Source organism: Streptomyces chengmaiensis (genome assembly GCF_029846775.1).
GTDB lineage: Bacteria > Actinomycetota > Actinomycetes > Streptomycetales > Streptomycetaceae > Streptomyces > Streptomyces chengmaiensis.
On sequence record NZ_JARWBG010000001.1, the window covers coordinates 347,127 to 366,361 of the forward strand.

At 70.1% G+C, this 19,235-nt stretch carries 19 protein-coding genes and 2 pseudogenes; 9 read left to right on the top strand and 12 right to left on the bottom strand.

The window, feature by feature from the left end; translation table 11 throughout:
* Positions 1-116: 116 nt before the first annotated feature.
* A complete protein-coding gene (locus QCN29_RS01510) occupies positions 117-1,373 on the bottom strand; it encodes an NAD(P)-dependent malic enzyme (protein WP_240134915.1) in 1,257 nt (418 codons plus the stop codon).
* Between the two features lie 656 nt (positions 1,374-2,029).
* Between QCN29_RS01510 and QCN29_RS01515 the strand changes: the two genes are divergently transcribed.
* Genes QCN29_RS01515 through QCN29_RS01525 form a run of 3 tightly spaced genes read left to right on the top strand, consistent with a single transcriptional unit; the run spans position 2,030 to position 4,846 of the window.
* Positions 2,030-2,998 (top strand): ABC transporter substrate-binding protein, encoded by a 969-nt coding sequence (locus tag QCN29_RS01515; protein ID WP_279925599.1) that lies wholly within the window; start codon positions 2,030-2,032, stop codon positions 2,996-2,998.
* A gap of 55 nt (positions 2,999-3,053) precedes the next feature.
* Positions 3,054-4,055 (top strand): amino acid ABC transporter permease, encoded by a 1,002-nt coding sequence (locus tag QCN29_RS01520; RefSeq protein WP_398859074.1) that lies wholly within the window; start codon positions 3,054-3,056, stop codon positions 4,053-4,055.
* Entirely contained in the window at positions 4,052-4,846 is a 795-nt protein-coding gene (locus QCN29_RS01525) for an amino acid ABC transporter ATP-binding protein (RefSeq protein WP_279925600.1), read from the top strand. The genes QCN29_RS01520 and QCN29_RS01525 overlap by 4 nt, the downstream gene beginning before the upstream one ends.
* A gap of 233 nt (positions 4,847-5,079) precedes the next feature.
* Here QCN29_RS01525 and QCN29_RS01530 read toward each other — a convergent pair whose 3' ends face one another.
* Complete coding sequence (locus QCN29_RS01530) at positions 5,080-5,847, bottom strand: class I SAM-dependent methyltransferase (protein WP_279925601.1); 768 nt, start codon at positions 5,845-5,847, stop codon at positions 5,080-5,082.
* Positions 5,848-5,939: 92 nt separating this feature from the next.
* Here QCN29_RS01530 and QCN29_RS01535 point away from each other — a divergent pair, with 92 nt between their 5' ends.
* Positions 5,940-6,569 (top strand): CGNR zinc finger domain-containing protein, encoded by a 630-nt coding sequence (locus QCN29_RS01535; RefSeq protein ID WP_240134912.1) that lies wholly within the window; start codon positions 5,940-5,942, stop codon positions 6,567-6,569.
* Here the strand turns inward: QCN29_RS01535 and sodX are convergent.
* Complete coding sequence (sodX, locus tag QCN29_RS01540; protein WP_240134911.1) at positions 6,473-6,892, bottom strand: nickel-type superoxide dismutase maturation protease; 420 nt, start codon at positions 6,890-6,892, stop codon at positions 6,473-6,475. The genes QCN29_RS01535 and sodX overlap by 97 nt on opposite strands.
* Before the next feature lie 194 nt (positions 6,893-7,086).
* Here sodX and sodN point away from each other — a divergent pair, with 194 nt between their 5' ends.
* The gene (sodN, locus tag QCN29_RS01545) at positions 7,087-7,482 is read left to right on the top strand and encodes a superoxide dismutase, Ni (protein ID WP_240134910.1); all 396 of its coding nucleotides are present in this window, start codon (positions 7,087-7,089) and stop codon (positions 7,480-7,482) included.
* Between the two features lie 7 nt (positions 7,483-7,489).
* Here sodN and QCN29_RS36805 read toward each other — a convergent pair.
* The 3 genes and pseudogenes from QCN29_RS36805 to QCN29_RS01555 form a co-directional block, all read right to left on the bottom strand.
* Positions 7,490-7,627 (bottom strand): annotated as a pseudogene (locus QCN29_RS36805) (tyrosine-type recombinase/integrase); the annotation flags it as partial.
* Positions 7,628-7,869: 242 nt separating this feature from the next.
* Positions 7,870-8,415, bottom strand: coding sequence for an HAD domain-containing protein (locus tag QCN29_RS01550; RefSeq protein ID WP_279925602.1), 546 nt, complete (start codon positions 8,413-8,415; stop codon positions 7,870-7,872).
* 31 nt (positions 8,416-8,446) lie between these two features.
* Positions 8,447-8,710: pseudogene (locus QCN29_RS01555) on the bottom strand (SAM-dependent methyltransferase); the annotation flags it as partial.
* 7 nt (positions 8,711-8,717) lie between these two features.
* Here QCN29_RS01555 and QCN29_RS01560 point away from each other — a divergent pair.
* Together QCN29_RS01560 and QCN29_RS01565 are read left to right on the top strand one after the other, a co-directional pair.
* Positions 8,718-9,248: an NUDIX domain-containing protein gene (locus tag QCN29_RS01560; RefSeq protein WP_279925603.1), complete on the top strand. Its 531-nt coding sequence runs from the start codon at positions 8,718-8,720 to the stop codon at positions 9,246-9,248.
* A 381-nt stretch (positions 9,249-9,629) separates the two neighbouring features.
* Positions 9,630-11,525, top strand: a complete 1,896-nt coding sequence (locus QCN29_RS01565) for an FG-GAP repeat domain-containing protein (protein ID WP_279925604.1) — start codon at positions 9,630-9,632, stop codon at positions 11,523-11,525.
* Positions 11,526-11,649: 124 nt separating this feature from the next.
* On the opposite strand, the gene QCN29_RS01570 is transcribed toward QCN29_RS01565, so the two are convergent.
* Together QCN29_RS01570 and QCN29_RS01575 are read right to left on the bottom strand one after the other, a co-directional pair.
* Complete coding sequence (locus QCN29_RS01570) at positions 11,650-12,462, bottom strand: putative protein N(5)-glutamine methyltransferase (protein ID WP_279925605.1); 813 nt, start codon at positions 12,460-12,462, stop codon at positions 11,650-11,652.
* A gap of 200 nt (positions 12,463-12,662) precedes the next feature.
* Positions 12,663-13,625 (bottom strand): LysR family transcriptional regulator, encoded by a 963-nt coding sequence (locus QCN29_RS01575; RefSeq protein WP_279925606.1) that lies wholly within the window; start codon positions 13,623-13,625, stop codon positions 12,663-12,665.
* Between the two features lie 187 nt (positions 13,626-13,812).
* Here QCN29_RS01575 and snpA point away from each other — a divergent pair, with 187 nt between their 5' ends.
* On the top strand, positions 13,813-14,556 hold the full coding sequence (snpA, locus tag QCN29_RS01580; RefSeq protein ID WP_279925607.1) for a snapalysin: 744 nt from the start codon (positions 13,813-13,815) through the stop codon (positions 14,554-14,556).
* 238 nt (positions 14,557-14,794) lie between these two features.
* Here the strand turns inward: snpA and QCN29_RS01585 are convergent, their stop codons facing one another.
* The 4 genes from QCN29_RS01585 to QCN29_RS01600 form a co-directional block, all read right to left on the bottom strand.
* Positions 14,795-15,244, bottom strand: a complete 450-nt coding sequence (locus QCN29_RS01585; RefSeq protein WP_279925608.1) for a DUF6304 family protein — start codon at positions 15,242-15,244, stop codon at positions 14,795-14,797.
* Positions 15,245-15,288: 44 nt separating this feature from the next.
* Positions 15,289-15,870: a dihydrofolate reductase family protein gene (locus QCN29_RS01590; RefSeq protein WP_240134902.1), complete on the bottom strand. Its 582-nt coding sequence runs from the start codon at positions 15,868-15,870 to the stop codon at positions 15,289-15,291.
* Positions 15,871-15,961: 91 nt separating this feature from the next.
* Complete coding sequence (locus QCN29_RS01595) at positions 15,962-17,020, bottom strand: family 2 encapsulin nanocompartment cargo protein polyprenyl transferase (RefSeq protein ID WP_279925609.1); 1,059 nt, start codon at positions 17,018-17,020, stop codon at positions 15,962-15,964.
* Positions 17,021-17,157: 137 nt separating this feature from the next.
* Positions 17,158-18,576 (bottom strand): family 2B encapsulin nanocompartment shell protein, encoded by a 1,419-nt coding sequence (locus QCN29_RS01600; protein WP_279925610.1) that lies wholly within the window; start codon positions 18,574-18,576, stop codon positions 17,158-17,160.
* A 179-nt stretch (positions 18,577-18,755) separates the two neighbouring features.
* On the opposite strand from QCN29_RS01600, the gene QCN29_RS01605 reads away from it, so the two are divergent.
* Positions 18,756-19,199, top strand: coding sequence for an RrF2 family transcriptional regulator (locus tag QCN29_RS01605; protein WP_279925611.1), 444 nt, complete (start codon positions 18,756-18,758; stop codon positions 19,197-19,199).
* Positions 19,200-19,235: the final 36 nt, after the last annotated feature.

The following is a 19,235-nucleotide window of genomic DNA, read 5'->3' on the forward strand; positions in this document are numbered from 1 at the left end:
CGCGCACGGCGGGGGAAACACCGCGGCCCCCGAGCCCCGGGCAACCACCCAGGGGCCCGGGGGCCCGAACCTCAGGAGAGGCGCAACCCCACGGGAGGCGCCACCGCGTCAGCGCGTCACCTACGCGCCACGCCCTCCGCCCTCGCCGCCGCCGCAACCGCCGCCGTCACCGCAGGCGCCACACGCTCGTCGAACGGCGACGGGATGACGTACTCGGGCGCGAGCGCGTCGCCCACCACGTCCGCCAGCGCGTTCGCCGCGGCGATCTTCATGCCCTCAGTGATCCGGGACGCCCGCACCTGGAGCGCGCCGGCGAAGATCCCGGGGAAGGCCAGCACATTGTTGATCTGGTTCGGGTAGTCGCTGCGGCCGGTCGCGACGACGGCCGCGTGCCGGTGGGCGACGTCCGGGTGCACCTCGGGGTTCGGGTTGGCCATGGCGAACACGAACGCCTCCGGCGCCATCGAGGCCACCGCCTTCTCCGACACCGTGCCGCCGGAGACGCCGATGAAGACGTCCGCACCGGCCAGCGCCTTCTCCAGCGACCCGGTGAGCCCCGTCCGGTTGGTGATCTCGGCCAGCTCGCGCTTGACCGGCGTCAGGTCCTCGCGGTCCCGGCTGACGACGCCCTTGCGGTCGGCCACGGCCACATCGCCGATGCCCGCCTCCAGCAGGAACTTCGCGATGGCCACGCCCGCCGCGCCCGCGCCGGAGATGACGGCGCGCAGATCGCCGAGGCCGCGCCCGGTCAGCTTCGCCGCGTTGCGCAGCGCGGCCAGTGTGACGATCGCCGTGCCGTGCTGGTCGTCGTGGAAGACGGGAATGTCCAGCCGCTCCTGGAGCCTGCGCTCGATCTCGAAGCAGCGGGGCGCCGAGATGTCCTCGAGGTTCACCCCTCCGAAGGACGGCGCGAGGCGGACGACGGTCTCGACGAGCTCGTCGACATCGGTCGTGGCGAGCGCGATCGGCACCGCGTCGACGCCGCCGAACTGCTTGAAGAGGATCGCTTTGCCCTCCATGACCGGAAGCGATGCCTCCGGGCCGATGTCGCCCAGTCCGAGCACCGCGGTCCCATCCGTCACGACCGCGACGACCTGGGACTTCCAGGTGTAGTCGTGGACGAGGTCGGGCTGCTCGGCGATCGCGGTGCACACCTTGGCGACACCGGGCGTGTAGGCGAGGGACAGGTCGTCCTTGTTGCGGACGGGCACCGTGGCCTGGACGGCCATCTTCCCGCCGCGGTGGAGCGCGAAGGCCGGATCGAAGGGCTCGCCGGGGGCTTCCGCGGCGTCTGTGCCGCTGCCCCCGGCGGAGCGCTCACGGTCACGTTCCGTGTCACTGTCGCTGCGAGGATTGACGATCTCCGCTGACATTTTTCGTTGACCCCTTAAGTCTTCATCAGTTGAGGGTGGCCACTCCTGGTTGAGGAGGGGTGGGCGGGCACCGCGTCCGGTCCCCGCTCGACGGTTGGCCCGCCTCGCGAGGGAGGTTCGTACGCGCGGGCGCGCCGCACAACGCGCCCTGAGCCCCGGATGAGGGGTGTAAACGTCCTTCTTACCGGACCGGCCATGGGCCCGACGAGTCCATTTGTGATCGATCACATGCCGCGTGACACGCCTCATAGGACCTCACGGAGTGAAGCCCTAGATATCCCGGTAATACGGACAAGACCGCTTTGCGCCGTGAATAGCGTCGAGAACGCGCGACGGACAGGAGATCTTCCGGTCGGAAGAAGGCAATCCCGTGAAAGGTCCGGCCCTGATGTACCGGCCTGTGGGGGTTCGGGGGTGACCCGTTATCCGATTTTGACATGCGAAGCCCCCTACTCGGGCTAGTCCGAATGGCAAGATGCCCCAAACACACAAGGTCGCGACGCTCGAAGATGAGTACACGGACGAGTGCACGCATTCGTGTCGAACGCAACCGCACGGACACGGACGACGTACTCGGACACGACGACCCCCCACGTAAACCCCCGAGTGGACCAGCGACTGGCAACTCCCTCTTCACCCCGCCGGAGGCACCGAACATGACCGCAAGCACCACCCGCCGCGCCTTCGCCGCAAGGACTCGCAGCACCTCCCGCCTTGCCGCGATCAGCGCCGTAGCGGTCGCTGGAACCCTGCTTCTGACCTCCTGCGGGGATCAGACCGACAAGGGCGCCGAGAACGGCGGCTCGGACAAGGAGACGGCCGCCGCCTCCGCCGCCCCGCTGTTCGACCAGCTCCCGGCGAAGTACCAGGAGTCCAAGGTCATCAAGGTCGGCTCGGACATCGCGTACGCGCCGATGGAGTTCATGGACGAGAGCAACCAGCCGGCCGGCGTCGACATCGACCTCGGCAAGGAGCTGGGCAAGGTCCTGGGCGTCGAGTTCAAGTTCGAGAACGCCACGTTCGACCAGCTCGTCCTGGGCATGAACAACGGCCGCCACGACATCGTGATGTCCTCGATGACGGACACCAAGGAGCGCCAGCAGGGCGCGAGCGAGGACGCCAAGGGCGGCGCCGACTTCGTGAACTACTTCAAGGCCGGCTCGGCGATCCTGACCCACAAGGGCAACCCGAAGAACATCAGCACGCTCGACGACCTGTGCGGTCTGACCGTGGCCGCCCAGCGCGGCACGGCCAACGAGGACCTGCTCAAGGCCCAGCAGCAGAAGTGCGGTGACAAGAAGATCAAGGAGTTCATCTCCGACCAGGACACCGACTCCATCACCCAGCTGCAGACCAAGCGCGCCGACGCCGTGATCACCGACTTCCCGGTGGCCCTCTACAACGAGCTGGAGGCCGGCGGCGGCAACCTCTTCCAGGTCGTCGGCGACCAGATCGACGCCGCGCCGTACGGCATAGCGGTCAGCAAGGAGAACGCCGAGCTGCGCGACGCCCTCAAGGCCGCCGTCCAGAAGATCATCGACGACGGCGCCTACGGCGAGGTGCTGAAGAAGTGGAAGGCCGAGTCCGGCGCCATCGAGACGGCCACGGTCAACGCCGGCAAGTGAGCGGGACACCGCTCGCCGCCCTCCACTCCGCAAGGCAGAACGTAAGGCAACCGAAGTGACCGACCCTCTCGACAAGGTCCCCACCCCGGACCCCCAGGGCGCAGACCCGAAGGACGGCGGCAACGGCGGTGACCACGGCGCCGCCGTGGTCGCCGCCGCCCACCCCGAAGCCATCAAGGCCATCCCCGTCCGCCACTACGGACGCTGGATCGGCAGCGTCGTCGTGCTGGCGCTCCTCGGACTGCTGGTGAAGGCGTTCGCCGACGCCCAGATCCAGTGGAACGTCGTCGGCGAGAAGCTCCTCGACGGCACCTTCGCCTGGGGCGCCTGGGAGACGCTCAAGATCACCGTGCTGTCGATGGCGATCGGCGTCGTCCTCGGCGCGATCCTCGCCGTGATGCGGCTGTCTCCGAACCCGGTGCTGTCGTCCGTCGCCTGGGCGTACATCTGGTTCTTCCGCGGCACCCCGGTGCTGGTGCAGATCTTCCTGTGGTTCAACCTCTCTCTCGTCTTCGCCACGCTCGACCTCGGGCCGATCTACAAGAACGAGATGAACGACGTCATGACCCCGTTCGTGGCCGCGCTGCTGGCGCTCGGCCTGAACGAGGCCGCGTACATGGCGGAGATCACCCGGGCCGGCATCCAGTCGGTCGACACCGGCCAGACGGAGGCGGCCCACGCGCTGGGCATGAAGGGCTCCCAGACCATGCGGCGCATCGTGCTGCCGCAGGCGATGCGAGTGATCATCCCGCCGACCGGCAACGAGTTCATCAACATGCTGAAGACCTCGTCGCTGGCGTTCGCCATCGGCTACGGGGAGCTGTTCCTGCGCGGCCGGCAGCTCGGCTCCCGGACGCTCGCCGTCATGGAGTCCCTGATCATCGTCTCCATCTGGTACCTGGCGCTGACCACCGTGTTCAGCGTCGGCCAGTACTACCTGGAGCGTCACTACGCCCGCGGCAGCAACCGCACACTGCCGCCGACACCTCTGCAGCGACTGAAGGCCCAGCTCACCTCGTTCCGGGTTCCGAGCCAGGTGGGAGGCAAGACCGTATGAAGTCCACCGACGTGAAGACCCCCGATTCCGGCCGGCCGATGGTCAGGGCGGAGGGCGTCCACAAGTCCTTCGGCCATATCGAGGTGCTCAAGGGCATCGACCTCGAGGTCGCGCCGCGTGAGGTGTTCTGCCTCGTGGGGCCGTCCGGCTCCGGCAAGTCGACGTTCCTGCGCTGCATCAACCACCTGGAGAAGATCAACGCCGGGCGGCTGTACGTCGACGGCGAGCTGGTCGGCTACCGGCAGAAGGGCGACAAGCTCTACGAGCTGCGGGACCGGGAGGTCGCGCTGAAGCGCCGGGACATCGGCATGGTCTTCCAGCGCTTCAACCTCTTCCCGCACATGACGGCGCTGGAGAACGTCATGGAGGCGCCCATCCAGGTCAAGCGGGAGTCCAAGGCCGTGGCCCGGGAGCGGGCCGTGCGGCTGCTGGACCGGGTCGGCCTGTCCGACCGGGCCGGGAACTACCCGGCCCAGCTCTCCGGCGGCCAGCAGCAGCGCGTCGCCATCGCCCGTGCGCTGGCGATGGAGCCAAAGCTGATGCTCTTCGACGAGCCGACGTCGGCGCTCGACCCCGAGCTGGTGGGCGAGGTGCTCGATGTGATGCGCGGTCTCGCCGAGGACGGCATGACGATGATCGTCGTCACGCACGAGATGGGCTTCGCCCGTGAGGTCGGCGACTCGCTGGTGTTCATGGACGGCGGTGTGGTGGTCGAATCCGGCCACCCGCGCGATGTGCTGACGAATCCGCAGCAGGACCGTACGAAGGCGTTCCTGTCGAAGGTTCTCTGACGGACCGAGGTTCATGAAGGCGCCGGGGCGGACGGGGACTGCCGGTCCCCGTCCGCCCTCTGCCGTATCCGGATCGCGCCGCCGCTCGTCCCGCCGCCCTGCTGTCCGACGGCCCGACTGCCCCACTGCCCGACGGCGGGCGTCTGCCCGGACGCGAGAGTCCGCCCGGACGCGAGAGTCGGCCCGGCCGCAAACGGCTGTCTGCCCCCGCAGCGTCCGCCTGCCCCCGGCGGCTATCTGACCGCGAGCATCAGCGTGTCACTGGGCGAGGCCCATACGGCCCGGGCCTCGGCGAAGCCCGCCGCACGCAGCGCCTCCGCGTGCCACTGCGGCGAGGGGGTGTCGCCGTCGGCGTGCTCCCCGTAGATCTCGAAGCGTTCCGCGGTGGGTCCGGCGAGGTGCGGGTCCCGGGCCGCGAGCTGCCACCACTCGCTCCAGCCGAGGACTCCCGCCGCCTTGGCGCGGTCCATCCGGGCATGCCGGTGGGCACGCTCGGCGGCGTTGATGCGGGGCGTGGCGGGGTCGACCATATGGTCGGCGTTCATCAGGACGCCGCCCTCCCGCACCAGGCCGGCGAGCTGCCCGTACAGCGCGGCGAGCGGTTGGCAGTGCAGCCAGTGCAGGGCGGTCGCGGTGAGAACGGCGTCGTACGAGTCATGAGGCAGCCGCTTCACCCATTCGGGGTCTTTGAGGTCGGCGGTGACGAGCGTGACGCGGTCGTCGCCCGCGAAGTGGCCGCGGGCGATGGCCAGCAGCGCGGGGTCGAGGTCGACGCCCGTGCTCACCGCTTTCGGGAACCGTGCGAGCAGCCGGTCCGTGATACTTCCCGTGCCGCACGCGAGATCCAGCACCCGGGGTTCGGGACCCACCATGGCCTCGACCATGTCGAGCATGGTGCGGAACCGCTCCTCTCGGTCGGGCATGTACCACTCCTGCTGGCGGTCCCAGCTCTTCTGCCAGGCCTGCCAGTCCGCGTCCTTGCCGGTGACCGTCTCGGACATGGGATCCCTCCGAATCGCAATGCGGTGCGTAATACCCTCGAATTAGAACCATCTATTACCCCGACATTAGACCGCCGCCGTAAGGACTACAAGTGGAACTGGCTTATTACTCGGACTACGCCGTGCGTCTGGTCAACACCGAGGAGCCGGCGCGCAACAGGGACAGCCTGACGTCGGTCGAGGCCGTCCGGGCGCTCTTCGGCGGGTCGTCCCAGACGGCGCGGCGCGCCACGGACGCGGATGTGTCCCGGTTCCGTTCGGTGCGCGGCAGGCTGCGCGCGGTCTTCACGGCCGCGGACTCCGGCGACCAGGCCCATGCGGTGGACCTGCTGAACTCCCTGCTGATGGAGTTCCCCGTGAGCCCCCAGATCTCCGGCCACGACCGTCTGGACGACGAGGGCCGCCCTCGCTGGCACATGCACCTCGCGGAACACCCGTCCAACGCCACCGCCGGCTACGCCGCCATCGCCGCCATGGGGCTGGCCTTCCATCTGACGGAGTACGGGGTCGACCGGCTTGGCCTGTGCCAGGCGCCACCGTGCCGCAACGCCTACCTCGACACCTCCACCAACCGGTCCCGCCGCTACTGCTCGGACCGCTGCGCAACCCGAGCCAACGTCGCCGCCTACCGCGCCCGCAAACGCCTGGAGGCCGAGCGGTCGCAGAAGACCGGCCGCACCGCGGAGAAGCCCCAGGAGAGCAGCGCCCGCACCGAACGCTGACCGGCCGGCCGCGGCCGGTACCGCCCGCGCACCCGCCCGAGCACCAACTCCTCAGGCACGCTGCCGAAAAGCCTGCTGTCGCCCTCCGCGCCCGGATTGTCCCCGAGCACCCACCACCCGTCCGGGCGCCGTTCGACCAGCCGCTTGACGATCAGCAGATCCTGCTGGAGCGGATGGCACAGCACCGCGACGTCGCCGGGCCGCACCGCCGCGCCGTAGTGCACCAGGAGCTGATCGCCGTGGTACAGCGTGGGCACCATGGAGGGCCCCGTCACCTCGGCCACCCCGAACGGCGCTTTCGGCTCCCGCCCCTGCTCAGTCATCAGCTGCCTCCGAGTCCCTCGACTCCCCCGGTATGCCGTTCCCCGTCCGCCCCCGGCGGGCGTGGGGGGATTCCCCTACCAGTCCCATACTCACCCTGGACTTTCGTCCTAAGCCCTGGGGGGCACTCGCGAAAACACGTCTCTCACGGAGTAATGTCCCACCTGAGAAGACGATCACGAGGAAGGACAGCTCAATGCTCTCCCGCCTGTTTGCGCCCAAGGTGAAGGTCAGCGCCCACTGCGACCTTCCCTGCGGCGTCTACGACCCGGCCCAGGCCCGTATCGAGGCCGAGTCGGTCAAGGCCATCCAGGAGAAGATGGCGGCCAACCAGGACCCGCACTTCCAGGCCCGCGCCACCGACATCAAGGAGCAGCGCGCCGAGCTCGCCAAGCACCATGTCTCGGTGCTCTGGAGCGACTACTTCAAGCCGCCGCACTTCGAGAAGTACCCGGAGCTGCACCAGCTGGTGAACGACGCGCTGAAGTCCCTCTCCGCCGCGAAGGGGTCCACGGACCCGGCGACGGGCCAGAAGGCGCTGGACTACATCGCCCAGATCGACAAGATCTTCTGGGAGACCAAGAAGGCCTGATCTTCGGTCATGCCCTCTGACCTGCGATTTTCTTGGTTGCAGTGTCTCCGAGTCCGCACCCGGTCCGCGGGCCGCCGAGCACGGCGTCCATGACGGCCCGGGTGCGGTCTTCTTCGCCCGGCCACAGGTGCGCGTAGATCCGCAAGCGCGAGCAGGGCGTCCGTGACGACCCCGCCGACCGGGACCGTGCACCGGGACCCCCGCCCTCTCCATCAACCGCCTGCGCGAACGCCTTCCCGACCGGGAGGTGGCCAACCGCCCCCGGTACGTGGCGGAGCCCGCCGAGCCATGGCGGTTCACCACCACCACAATCTGGCAGTAGCCCTGGTGCAGGCCCGCAGCGCACCCTGATGCCCCCGCCGCTCGTGGCAGCGAGGACATCAGTCGTCAGGCGGCGCGGGCTGTGGGCAACTGCGAAGCCCATGTCATGACCTCGGTCAGGTGCTCGGGCTGTAGACCGAGGTGCGGGTCGGGTTGAATGAGGAGCGTCGTCGTTCCCTTGGCATTGCGCTCCGCCGCCCAGGCGTGGTCGAGGGTGGTGAAGTCGTCGTCGATCCAGACGGTGGGGGCGTCGCCGAGCCAGGCTTCGACGTGGTCGCGCTTCCACAGGTAGCCATTGGGGTGGCTGGTGGTGATCTGGGGACGCGGCAGGTCGACGTACGGCAGGGTCGGAAGGTCGAGGAGCGGGCCGATGAGGGTGGTGGCGTCCTGGCGCCAGCTGGTGCACCAGACGGGGGTGACCAGGCCGGTGCGGATCACGTCCATGAGCATGGGGCCGTGGTCGGGGTTGAGCCAGACGGTGACCGGGTTGTCGGCGCTCCGGCCGGTGGGGACGACGTCGTGGCGGGCGTGCGTGGCCGGGGTCGAGCCGTGCTCGTCGGGGAAGGGTATGAGGACGCCGTCGATGTCGAGGAGCAGGTAGGGCGGGCGCATCGGTTCCTCCAGGGGCCAGGGCGAGTGGCTGTCAGAGCTTGCGGGCGCGGACCAGCAGGGTGGTGGGCCAGTGGCCCATGCGGGGGTCGTGGAACTCCTGGGCTGAGGTGAGCCAGAAGCCCGCCTGGCTGAGGTGTTTCTCCCAGCGGTCCGTGGAGAACTCCCATCGGGCGATGGGTAGGCGGGTGCGGTCGGGAAGAGTGACGTGGTCGCGGCGGGGCCGGTCGTCGCCCGAGGGGCTTCTGCCGCCGCGCTGCGGGTGCGGGACGGAGAAGGCGAGCACCCGGCCGGGTGTGCCTAACATGCCCGACAACCCGCCCGACGAAGGGAACACCGTGGCCCAGCAGACCGATGACCGCTCCCAAGCCCTCAAGCCGGCGCTGGAATCGATGACCCTGCTGGTCGCCGCCGTCATCGTCCACGACAAGGCCACCAACCGCGTCGTCCTCCTCCAGCGCAGCGAGAACGCCAAGTTCGCCCAGGGCCTGTGGGACCTCCCCGTGGGCAAGAGCGAACCGGGCGAACCCATCACGGAGACCGCAGTCCGCGAGCTCTACGAGGAGACCGGCCTCACGGTGAAGCCCAAGTTCCTCAAGGTCGCCCACATCATCCACGGAGCCTGGGGCGTCGAAGCCCCCAACGGCTTCCTCACCGTCGTCTTCGCCGCCCACGAATGGACCGGCGAACCGGAGAACCGCGAACCCCGCAAGCATTCCCGGGTTCGCTGGGTCGACGCCGACGCCATCCCCGAGAACTTCGTAGGCACCACGTCAAGCGCCCTCCATCGCTACCTTGCGGGAGGCCCGGAAATCTCCCTGGACGGTTGGCATTAGGATGGCGCGGACGTGGTTACGCAGGTCCGCAATCGGCTCGTCCATCCGAAGGGCGCTCAGGAAGCCGTCTACCGACCTGGATGGCCTGACGACAGAAGTGTGGTTGATGACACGGCACTACCTCGTGTTGTTGATCCTCCACTCGCTGGGCTACCGAGGCCCGTACCGGGATCTAAGACAAGCCCGTGGCTGGATCGGCGGCGTCGCCGCTGTGCCGTGGGTCTGAGTCGCAGCACCGCACCCTTCGGTCCGCACACAGTCCGCATGACACCGATCGAGACCGTCGCACCCCATCGCCAGCCATCAGTAAAAGGCCAGGGCAGCGACACAAGGGGAAGATCCTCAAGGCTTCTGACCAGAGCCATCGCAGTCGGCCTCGCGGTGACCGCCGGTCCTCTCGCCGCACTCGCCGCCGCCGTCCCGGCCACCGCCGCACCGGCCTCGCTCGCCGCTCCGGCCGCCCCCTCGCAGACGCTCACCCTCGCCCCGGGCTCGGAGATCGTGAGCGCGGGAAGCACCGGGTTCCTCTCCGTCGACGCGCAGAACGATGTGCTGTGGACGCGGTACGCGGACGGTTCGACGGTCAAACTGGCCACGGACAGCGGCCAGTTCACGTTCACCGCCGCGCACGGTGCGGCCTCCGACACCGTGGCGCTGGGCGACAACCGCTTCATCGGCATTTCCAGCAGGATCACCCTGCGGGACATGGCCTCCGGGGCGTCCACCGTCGTCGACCTGGCCGGGTACGGCTACGACTACGTCGGCGCCGTCGGCGACTGGGTGATCGCGACGAAGCCCACGGGCGAGCAGGGGGAGACCGAAGAGGCCCACGTTCTGGGGCTGGTGGACGGTGCGATGACCGACCGGGTCGTCGCCGGGCTGCCCGACAGGATCACGGACGTCAGGGCGGGGGCCGGCGCGCCGGGCTCGGTGCTGCTGAGCTACAAGAGGGTCTCGTCGGGCCCGGAGGTGGAGCTGCGTGACTACGCGGTGGTGGACCTGGCAGCCGCCAAGGTCACCACGAGCCGCGGGATGGTGAGCTTCGGCCACGCCAGGAGCGCACTGTCCGCCACTCATATGGCTTCGTTCAAGAATGGGCTCGGCAGTGACTACGCCACGCTGAGCACGGCGACGCTGGGCGAGGACCCGCAGACCTGGAGCATGCCGGTCTCGGGCTTCTACGACCCCATGGTGGGCCTGGTCGGCGACTGGGTGCTGTACGGGGACAGCCAGGATCTCGAACACGGCTTCGACGCCTGGGAGACATCCTTCCGGGCCGTGCCGATCGGCGGCTGGCAGAGCCGCAAGATCCTGGACCACGCCACCTCGCTCGCGCCGGCGCCGGACGGCTCGCTGCTGGTCATGGGCGGCACGGTGGAGCACGGCGAGGGCGTCTACCGCATCTCCGCGGGAGCGGACGGCGCGCCGGTCGCCGAGCTGATCGCGAGCACCGGACAGCCGACGAGGATCACTCTGGTGGACACCGACGTACCGGCCGTGGCGCGGCTGGACCAGGGGCCGGGCAGGCTGCGCTGGAAGCTGTCGCGGCTCAACGCCCATGTCACCGTCACCCTCCGCCACACCGCCTCCGGTTCGGAGCGGAAGTACTACCCCGCCGTGGACTTTCCGGACCGGGACGGTCCCGGCTGGGTGGACCTGGAGTGGGATGGACTGCTGGACGGCCTGGGCGGCAAGCTGGCCGCGCCCGACGGCGACTACACCTGGCAGCTCACCGCCAAGCCGATCAACGGCGTCGGTCCTGACCTGACCGTGCGCGGCGCCTTCACGGTTTCCCGCGAGCCGGCCGCGCACGACTACACCGGCAACGGCTCACCGGACCTGCTGGTACGAGGCGAGTCCGGGTACCTGTTCCTCAAGGACACCTACCATGACCCGGCGAATCCGCAGCTGAACAGCCGCGTCGGGGACATGATCGGCCACGGCTGGAACATCTACGACGATGTCCAGGCCGTCGGAGACGTCGCAGGGGCCACGCACGGCGACGTCGTCGGCCGCGACAGGGACGGAGTCCTCTGGCTCTACCTCGGCAAGGGCGACGGAACCTTCACCAGCCGCACCAGGATCGGCGGCGGCTGGAACGGGTACCGGCAGATGGTCGGCATCGGCGATTCGAACGTCGACGGTCGGGCCGACCTCCTCGTCACCGCGGCGGACGGCAGTTCGTACGTCTACCACGGCACCGGCAACTGGCAGGTGCCGTTCGCGCCGCGCGAGCTCACCGCGATCGACACTCCGTCGTACCAGACCGTCATCTGAACCGACCGTCCGAGCTGTTGGGGCAGGCATGTCCCGGTGGGTCGGTCTGCCCCGCACCCGGCTCCGGCACACGCTCCACACGCGTGTGCGGGAGCCGGGTGCGGCCGTCTTCCCCGAGGAGAGCTCAGCAGGCGCGACGGGCGCCGATGACGAGCGTGGCGTACAGCTCCTCCGACTCGGCGACCCGTGGAAGCAGCCCGCCGTGCTCGACCGCCCGGGCGGTGTACGGGGCCTGGTCCTCGCTTGTCTCGACGAGCAGCACGCCGCCGGGGGCGAGCCAGTCGGCCGCCTCCGCCGCCACGCGGCGCTGGACGTCAAGGCCGTCCGCGCCGCCGTCCAGGGCGAGCAGCGGTTCGTGGTCCCGTGCCTCCGGAGGCAGCAGGCCGATGTGATCCGTGGGCACATAGGGGGCGTTGGCGATCAGTACGTCGACACGTCCGCGCAGCTCGGCGGGCAGGGGACCGTAGAGATCGCCCTCATGCACCCGGGCCCCCGAGGCCGCGAGGTTGCGGTGGGCGCAGCGCACCGCGGCCGGTTCGACGTCCGCCGCGTGCACCTCGGCGCCCGGCACGGCGGCAGCCACGGCCGCGGCCACCGCGCCCGTGCCGCAGCACAGGTCGACCACGACGGATCCGGGGCGGGCCGACGCGGCCGCCTGACGGGCGAGGAACTCGGTGCGGCGGCGCGGTACGAAGACGCCGGGTTCCACAGCGATCCGCAGCCCGCAGAACTCCGCCCAGCCCAGGACGTGTTCGAGCGGCACGCCGCGGGCCCGGCGCGCCACGAGTGCGGCGAGTTCGGTCCGGGTGCCGGCGGCCGAGAGCAGCAGCCGGGCCTCGTCCTCGGCGAAGACGCAGCCTGCGGCGCGAAGGGTGTCGACGACGGAATCGGCGACGCGGGAGGAGGGAAGGGAAGGAGAGGTCGGTGAGAGGGACATCGGAGCCTTTCGGATCGCCTGAGGGCGCTCTTCCGGTCTCCCGGACTCCCGGTCACCTGTCTCCGGCGGACCCCGTACGGCCGTCGTGCGAGGCGAGCACCCGTCCTGCCACTGCGGTAATGGGTCTCACCTCCAAGGTCGTGTCTGATCGTGGGCAGCCGCCCACGCGCGCGGAACGGCAACGATACCCCACGCGCCGATCATGCCGCCGATGCGCCGAGCAGCGGACTTCCGTGCCGCTCCAGCCATGACCGGTAGGCCGCCGAACGCAGCGCGGCATCGCGGTAGGCCGCGAAGAGGTCCTCGTACACCGCCGTGTACAGCTCCTCGCACCCCTGGCGGCGGGTGAACAGCAGCAGCCGGACGGCGAGGGGGTCGCCGCGCAGCGGACGGATCGCCATGTCGTCGCGTGGCCCTGAGGTGGGCTGGCAGGGTGCGACGGCCTCGCCGACGACGATCAGCGAGGCGGCAGTGTGGTAGTCCCCGTGCAGCACCTGGGGGTTGATCCCGGCGGCGGCGAGCACCCGGTTCAGTCCGTCCCACTCTCCGTCCACGGTCGGGTCGACCATCCAGCGGTCCCCGGCGAGGTCGGCGAGGTCGACGACGGGCGCGGCGGCGGCTGGGTGGTCGCGGGCCATGGAGACGAACTGCGGTTCGCGTTCGACGAGGACCCGTGCGGCCACCCCGTCCGGCCGCCGCAGCGGGCAGCCCTCCACCTCGTGCACAAATGCGACGTCGAGCTGGCCGGCGGCCACCATCCGCAGCAGGGCGTTGGCGGAGACGTCCATCTGGAGCGAGATGTCGGTGGCCGGCAGCCGTTTGCGCAGCCGTCGCAGCCAGCCGGGCAGCGCACGGCTGGCGGTCGAGCCGACGCGCAGCCGGGGGCCGCCGGTGCGGGCGGCAGCCGCCCTGGCCTCGGCGACGAGGGCGTTCATCTCGGCGACCAGCGGACGGCCCCGGATCAGTACGGAACGGCCCAGCGGGGTGGGACGGCAGCCGCTGCGCTCACGGCTGAAGAGCTCGCCGCCGAGGAAGTTCTCGATGCGGCGCAGCTGTGTCGTCAGGGACGGCTGGCTCACCCCCAGCCGCCGGGCGGCTTTGTGCAGGCTGCCGGTGTCGGCTATGGCGCACAGGGCACGGAGGTGCCTCACCTCGAGCTCCATGAGCCGAGGGTAGGGCCGCACCAACAGCCACACCAGACACCTGAGTCGATGCAGTGCGGGGCGCACCGAGGCATACGGCGGGGGCTGATGCCCTGGCGTTATCAGCTGCTGACATCATCCCCACGGCATGGCATGTCCCCGACACTCTGGCTACCGAACCCGTTCATCGGACGAGTAGGAGCCCCCCATGCGCCACCTCAGATCGTTACTCGTCGCCGCCGCCGGCCTCGCTCTCTCCGCCTCGCTCGGCGCCGCCCCGGCGGCGGGCGCGACGGCTGCCACGGATCCGGCCAACTCCCCTGCGGCCGCGTCCCCGTCGTCGACCCCGTCCTCGTCGTACGGCTCCGAGTCGTACGGCTCCGAGTCGTACCGCGCCGCGCCGTACGCCGCCGCCTCCTTCGCCGCCTACGAAGGCTCGGCCGAGGACGCCGCGGCGACGAAGGCGTTCTTCGAAGCCGTCGTGAAGTCGGTGGCCGAGAAGCGCGCCGCCAGCCCCGGAGCGCAGGCCGTGACGGTCGTCTACAACGCCTCGCGCGCGCCCAGCTTCCGCAGCCAGATTGCCCGGAGCACGCAGATATGGAACGGCTCCGTCAGCAATGTGACGTTGCGCGAGACCTCGGGCCGCGGGGACTTCGCCTACTACGAGGGCAACGACCCGCGCGGCTCGTACGCGAGCACGGACGGCCATGGGCGCGGGTACATCTTCCTCGACTACCGGCAGAACCAGATCTACAACTCGACCCGGGTCACCTCGCACGAGACCGGGCATGTGCTGGGTCTGCCGGACCACTACTCGGGCCCGTGCAGCGAGCTGATGTCGGGCGGCGGCCCCGGGCCGTCCTGCCAGAACGCCTACCCGGACGCGCGTGAGCGTGCCCGGGTGAACGCACTGTGGGCCAACGGCCTGGCGGCGGCGCTGGAACGCCTCTGATGAGAACCCGGCTTTCCAGGAGACCGTGACCCGCCGTGAGCCGCGGCGTGCAGGCTCCGGGCCGGAAAGCCACGCAACGAGGGGCGTCCCGCCGCAGCCGGCGGGGCGTCCCTTCGCCGTTCGCGGACAGCGGCCGTTCGCGGACAGCGGCCGTTCGCGGACAGCGGCCGTTCGCACCTTCGGCCGTTCGCGGGCAGCGGCCGCACCCGTCTCTCCGGCCGACGCGGCCGAAGCCCCGTCAGGCCTCCACCGGGGCCCGGCTGCCGCTGCCCAGATCCGTGCCGGGCGGGAGCTGGCGGCGGAGGACCGACAGCGCGTCGTCGAAGTCGCCGCCCGCGACGCCGGACTCATAGGCCGCGCCGTCGAGATGGAGGGTGAGGCTGAGGTCCATGCGGTCCCGGGAGCCGTCCGCCTGCACCTCGCCCAGTGTCAGCAGACAGCTCAGCGTGGCATGCTGCACGGCCCCGTCCGGCGTGTGCACCGGGAGTGGCATGTCCCACTCCAGGACACAGGACGGCAGCGGGGCGCCGCCGTCCGCCGGCCCTATCGCGGCGAACGACCCGCCCGTGTACTCGGATCCCCTGATATGTGTGCGCAGTTGACCCGCGCAGGCCGCGATGGTCACGGCCTCGGCACCCCGTCGGTCGCGGTACCAGCCCGCCCAGACTTCTGTCGACTCCAATGGCATGCGCGGACTGTAGCGAAGATCCTTGGTGAATCCAGCAGTGCGCCTCAGCGCTTGCGGGCATACCGGGTGAGATGCACCCCCGCGTCGAAGGAGCGCACCGATTCCAGGGTGAACTCGCTGATGCGGAAGTCCGCGGCGAACATGGGCATGCCGGACCCGAGGACGACCGGATACGTCTTGATGACCAACTCGTCGATCTCGTCCGTCAACTGCCCGGCGAGGTTCGCTCCCCCGCACAGATAGATGCCCAGGCCGTCCTGCTGCTTGAGCCCCCGCACCGCGGCCGCCACATCGCCCCGGACGAGCTCCACATCGGGGTCCGGCGACTTCTCCAGGCTGTGGGAGACGACGTACTGGCGCAGATGGGCATACGGGCTGGTGACGCCGAGGGCCAGCGCTATGTCATAACTGGCCCGGCCCTGGATGACGGTGTCGAAGTGCCGGTTGGGCACATCGTCGACGCCGAGCGCCCTGCGGGCCGCGGTCGGCAGGGCGTCGGGGCACTCGGCCTTCATATACGCCTGAAAGTCCCCGATGGCGTACGGGGTGAAGAAGTCCGCGTCACCGCTCGGACCGCCGATGAACCCGTCGATCGACGTGGCTATGTAGTAGGTGAGCTTGCGCACAGCAGTCCTCCGGGTTCGGGGGCAGGGGAACAGGACAAACAACCACTTCATCCATAGTGCTTTACCTGTAGTGGTGTCGCAATCCTTTTTCTCATCGGCTGCGCCGGGTGACGAACTCCGCCAGCGCCAGCAGATCACCCGCGGCCTTGAAGTCCGGGACCGCTCGGGACAGCTCCTGCACGGCGCGGGCCATCCGGTCCGCCGCCTGCAGCTGCGCCCAGTCCCGGCCGCCCGCCCGGTCAACCGCCTCGGCCGCCCTGCGCACCGCCGAGGGGGTGTTCATCGCTCCGCGGTACAACTCGGCCAGCTCCGCTCCCGCGGGAGTGCCGGAGGCGAGCGCCGCCACCACCGGCAGCGACTTCTTGTGCGCGGCGAGATCCGCGCCCGCGGGCTTGCCCGTGCGGCCCGGGTCGCCCCAGATCCCGATCAGATCGTCGATCAGCTGGAAAGCGAGCCCGGCCTCCCGGCCGAAGGCGTCCATGGCGGAGGCCTCCTCCTCCCCCGCGCCGGCGTACAGCGCGCCCAGCGCGCAGGCGCAGCCCAGCAGCGCCCCGGTCTTGGCCGTCGCCATGGCCAGGCACTCGTCCAGCGAGACCTCGTGCGGCGCCCGCTCCTCGAAGGCGCAGTCCGCCTGCTGTCCGGCGCACAGCTCGATCACACACGCGGCCAGCCGCGCCGAGGCCGCCCCGGCGGCGGGGTGGCGGTCCTCGGCGAGCAGCCGCAGCGAGAGCGCCAGCATGGCGTCGCCCGCCACGATGGCGTCGGCGGTGCCGAACACGGTCCAGGCGGTGGGGCGGTGACGACGGGTCGCGTCCTCGTCGATCACATCGTCGTGGAGCAGGGTGAAGTTGTGCGCCAGCTCCACGGCTGCGGCGGCCCGCAGCCCCTGCTCGACATCCCCGCCGAACGCCCGTGACGCGGCCAGCACCAGCGCGGGCCTGATCGCCTTTCCGGCCGAGCCCTCGGCCGGTCTGCCGTCGGCGTGCTCCCAGCCGAAGTGGTACATCGCCACTCGCCGTATGGAGCCGGGCAGTGTTTCGAGGGAGGCTCGCAACCGGGGGTTGACGATGCTCTTGGTGCGTTCCAGCAAGGCGACGGCCTCGCGGGCCTCGACGGATTCCGCCATGGTCAACTCGATGGTCCTTTCCATGGGACGCGGCTTTTCCATGGGACGCGGCTTTGCGTGCGCCGGCCGCCCCTCGCTCTCGTGGACGCGCGCGGACCGCGGAGACCGGTCCGGCCGGACGTACGCACGGAGCGCGTACGCCGGGGCCGGGCCCGGGTCCGTCAGCGCCAGCGGCCGATCTCGACGTTCTCCAGCACACCGAGTGCGTCCGGCACCAGAACCGCCGCCGAGTAGTACGCCGTCACCAGGTACGAGATGATCGCCTGCTCGTCGACGCCCATGAAGCGCACGGACAGACTCGGCTCGATCTCGTCCGGGATGCCGCTCTGCTGCAGCCCGACCACGCCCTGGTCCGCCTCGCCCGTACGCATGCAGATGATGGACGAGGTGCGGTTCTCACTGACCGGGATCTTGTTGCACGGGAAGATGGGCACACCGCGCCAGGAGGGCACCTGGTGACCCGCGACCTCCACGGTTCCGGGGACGAGTCCGCGCTTGCTGCACTCGCGCCCGAAGGCGGCGATGGCCTTGGGGTGCGCGAGGAAGAGCTTGGAGTTCCGCCGCCGGGAGAGCAGCTCGTCCATGTCGTCCGGGCCGGGCACGCCGTCGTGCGGCTGAAGCCGCTGGCCGTAGTCGCAGTTGTTCAGCAGGCCGAACTCGGGGTGGTTGACGAGCTCGTCCTCCTGGCGCTCGCGCAGCGCCTCGACCGTCAGCCGCAACTGCTGCTCGGTCTGGTTCATCGGCTCGTTGTAGAGGTCGGCGACGCGGGTGTGGACCTTCAGCACCGTCTGGGCGACGCTCAGTTCGTACTCGCGGGGGGATGCCTCGTAGTCGACGTACGTATGCGGCACGACCGTCTCGCCGACATGGCCGGCGGCCAGATCGATCGCCGCTTCGCCGTACTTGTTGGTCCGCCGGTGCGGTACGGCGGTGAGGCCGGCCAGATGTGCCCGCAGCCCGTCCGCCCGCTCGGCGAGGTAGAGCACGTCCGCCCTGGTGAGAGTGAGAACGGTGCACGCGGTGGCGGCGCGGGCGGTGAACTCCCAGGTCGCCTCGGAGTCCACGAGCGCCTGCTCGCCGAAGTACGCGCCGTCGGCGAGGACGCCCAGATCCGCCTCGTCCCCGTACGGCCCGACGGCGATCTTCTCCACCCTGCCGTGTGCGAGCAGGAAGACCCGGTCCGTCGGCGTCCCCTGCTCGGCCAGCACATCGCCGGCGGCGAATTCACGCTGCTCGCAGCGGTGCGCCAGCTCCCGGAGCGCGTCGTCGTCGGCGAAGCCGCGCAGCGCCGGGATCTCGCCGAGCTCCGCCGGGATGACGGCGACCTGGCCTGCGGTCTGCACAAACGTGACGCGGCCGTCGCCCACGGCATAGCTGAGGCGGCGGTTCACCCGGTAGGTGCCGCCCTTGACCTGCACCCACGGCAGCATGCGCAGCAGCCAGCGCGAGGTGATCTCCTGCATCTGCGGGGCCGATTTGGCGGTGGTCGCGAGGTTCCGCGCGGCGGCTGTGCCGAGACTCTGCTGCTCGCGCTGGCGGCTGACCTCTTCGCCGACCGAACCGACCGCATCAACCGACATTTGAGACTCCCTCTCGATCAACAATCGGACCTGTCCCAGGAGCCTGCCATCACAGCGAGTCGTCACACCATTACACAAACGGATGGGACTAGATCGGCCGCACTCGGGAAGTCCGCCGCGCACCTCGCACAGCCGACTCAAAGTTGCATCCCAGATGCTTGTTTATCTACGCTGCCGCCATGCGGCTGACGAGATTCACCGACCTGGCGCTGCGCGTACTGATGCGGCTGGCCGTCACCAAAGGCGAGGACCTGCCCACCACGCGGGAGGTCGCCGAGACCATGCAGGTCCCGTACACCCACACGGCGAAGGCCGTGGCCCGCCTGAAGCACCTCGGCCTCGTCGAGACGCGCCGCGGCCGCGGCGGCGGACTCACACTCACCCCGGCCGGCCGAGCCGCCTCGGTCGGCACCCTGGTCCGCGAACTGGAAGGCCCCGGCGACGTCGTCGAGTGCGAAGGCGACACCCCCTGCCCGCTGCGCTCCGCCTGCCGGCTGCGCGGGGCGCTGCGCCGGGCACAGGAGGCCTTCTACGCCACCCTCGACCCGGTCACGGTCGCGGAACTCGTCGACTCCCCCACCGGCCCGCTGCTGCTCGGCCTCAGCCCCACCCGCAGCGCGTAGTCGCCTCGGGACGCACCCCTCGGCACCCGTGCCGCA

Excerpts from the sequence above, each read along its gene's own strand:
- QCN29_RS01510 (WP_240134915.1), bottom strand. The coding sequence starts at position 1,373 with ATGTCAGCGGAGATCGTCAATCCTCGCAGCGACAGTGACACGGAACGT.
- QCN29_RS01515 (WP_279925599.1), top strand. The coding sequence starts at position 2,030 with ATGACCGCAAGCACCACCCGCCGCGCCTTCGCCGCAAGGACTCGCAGC.
- QCN29_RS01525 (WP_279925600.1), top strand. The coding sequence starts at position 4,052 with ATGAAGTCCACCGACGTGAAGACCCCCGATTCCGGCCGGCCGATGGTC.
- QCN29_RS01530 (WP_279925601.1), bottom strand. The coding sequence starts at position 5,847 with ATGTCCGAGACGGTCACCGGCAAGGACGCGGACTGGCAGGCCTGGCAG.
- sodX (WP_240134911.1), bottom strand. The coding sequence starts at position 6,892 with ATGACTGAGCAGGGGCGGGAGCCGAAAGCGCCGTTCGGGGTGGCCGAG.
- sodN (WP_240134910.1), top strand. The coding sequence starts at position 7,087 with ATGCTCTCCCGCCTGTTTGCGCCCAAGGTGAAGGTCAGCGCCCACTGC.
- QCN29_RS01550 (WP_279925602.1), bottom strand. The coding sequence starts at position 8,415 with ATGCGCCCGCCCTACCTGCTCCTCGACATCGACGGCGTCCTCATACCC.
- QCN29_RS01560 (WP_279925603.1), top strand. The coding sequence starts at position 8,718 with ATGCCCGACAACCCGCCCGACGAAGGGAACACCGTGGCCCAGCAGACC.
- QCN29_RS01570 (WP_279925605.1), bottom strand. The coding sequence starts at position 12,462 with ATGTCCCTCTCACCGACCTCTCCTTCCCTTCCCTCCTCCCGCGTCGCC.
- QCN29_RS01575 (WP_279925606.1), bottom strand. The coding sequence starts at position 13,625 with ATGGAGCTCGAGGTGAGGCACCTCCGTGCCCTGTGCGCCATAGCCGAC.
- snpA (WP_279925607.1), top strand. The coding sequence starts at position 13,813 with ATGCGCCACCTCAGATCGTTACTCGTCGCCGCCGCCGGCCTCGCTCTC.
- QCN29_RS01585 (WP_279925608.1), bottom strand. The coding sequence starts at position 15,244 with ATGCCATTGGAGTCGACAGAAGTCTGGGCGGGCTGGTACCGCGACCGA.
- QCN29_RS01595 (WP_279925609.1), bottom strand. The coding sequence starts at position 17,020 with ATGGAAAGGACCATCGAGTTGACCATGGCGGAATCCGTCGAGGCCCGC.
- QCN29_RS01600 (WP_279925610.1), bottom strand. The coding sequence starts at position 18,576 with ATGTCGGTTGATGCGGTCGGTTCGGTCGGCGAAGAGGTCAGCCGCCAG.
- QCN29_RS01605 (WP_279925611.1), top strand. The coding sequence starts at position 18,756 with ATGCGGCTGACGAGATTCACCGACCTGGCGCTGCGCGTACTGATGCGG.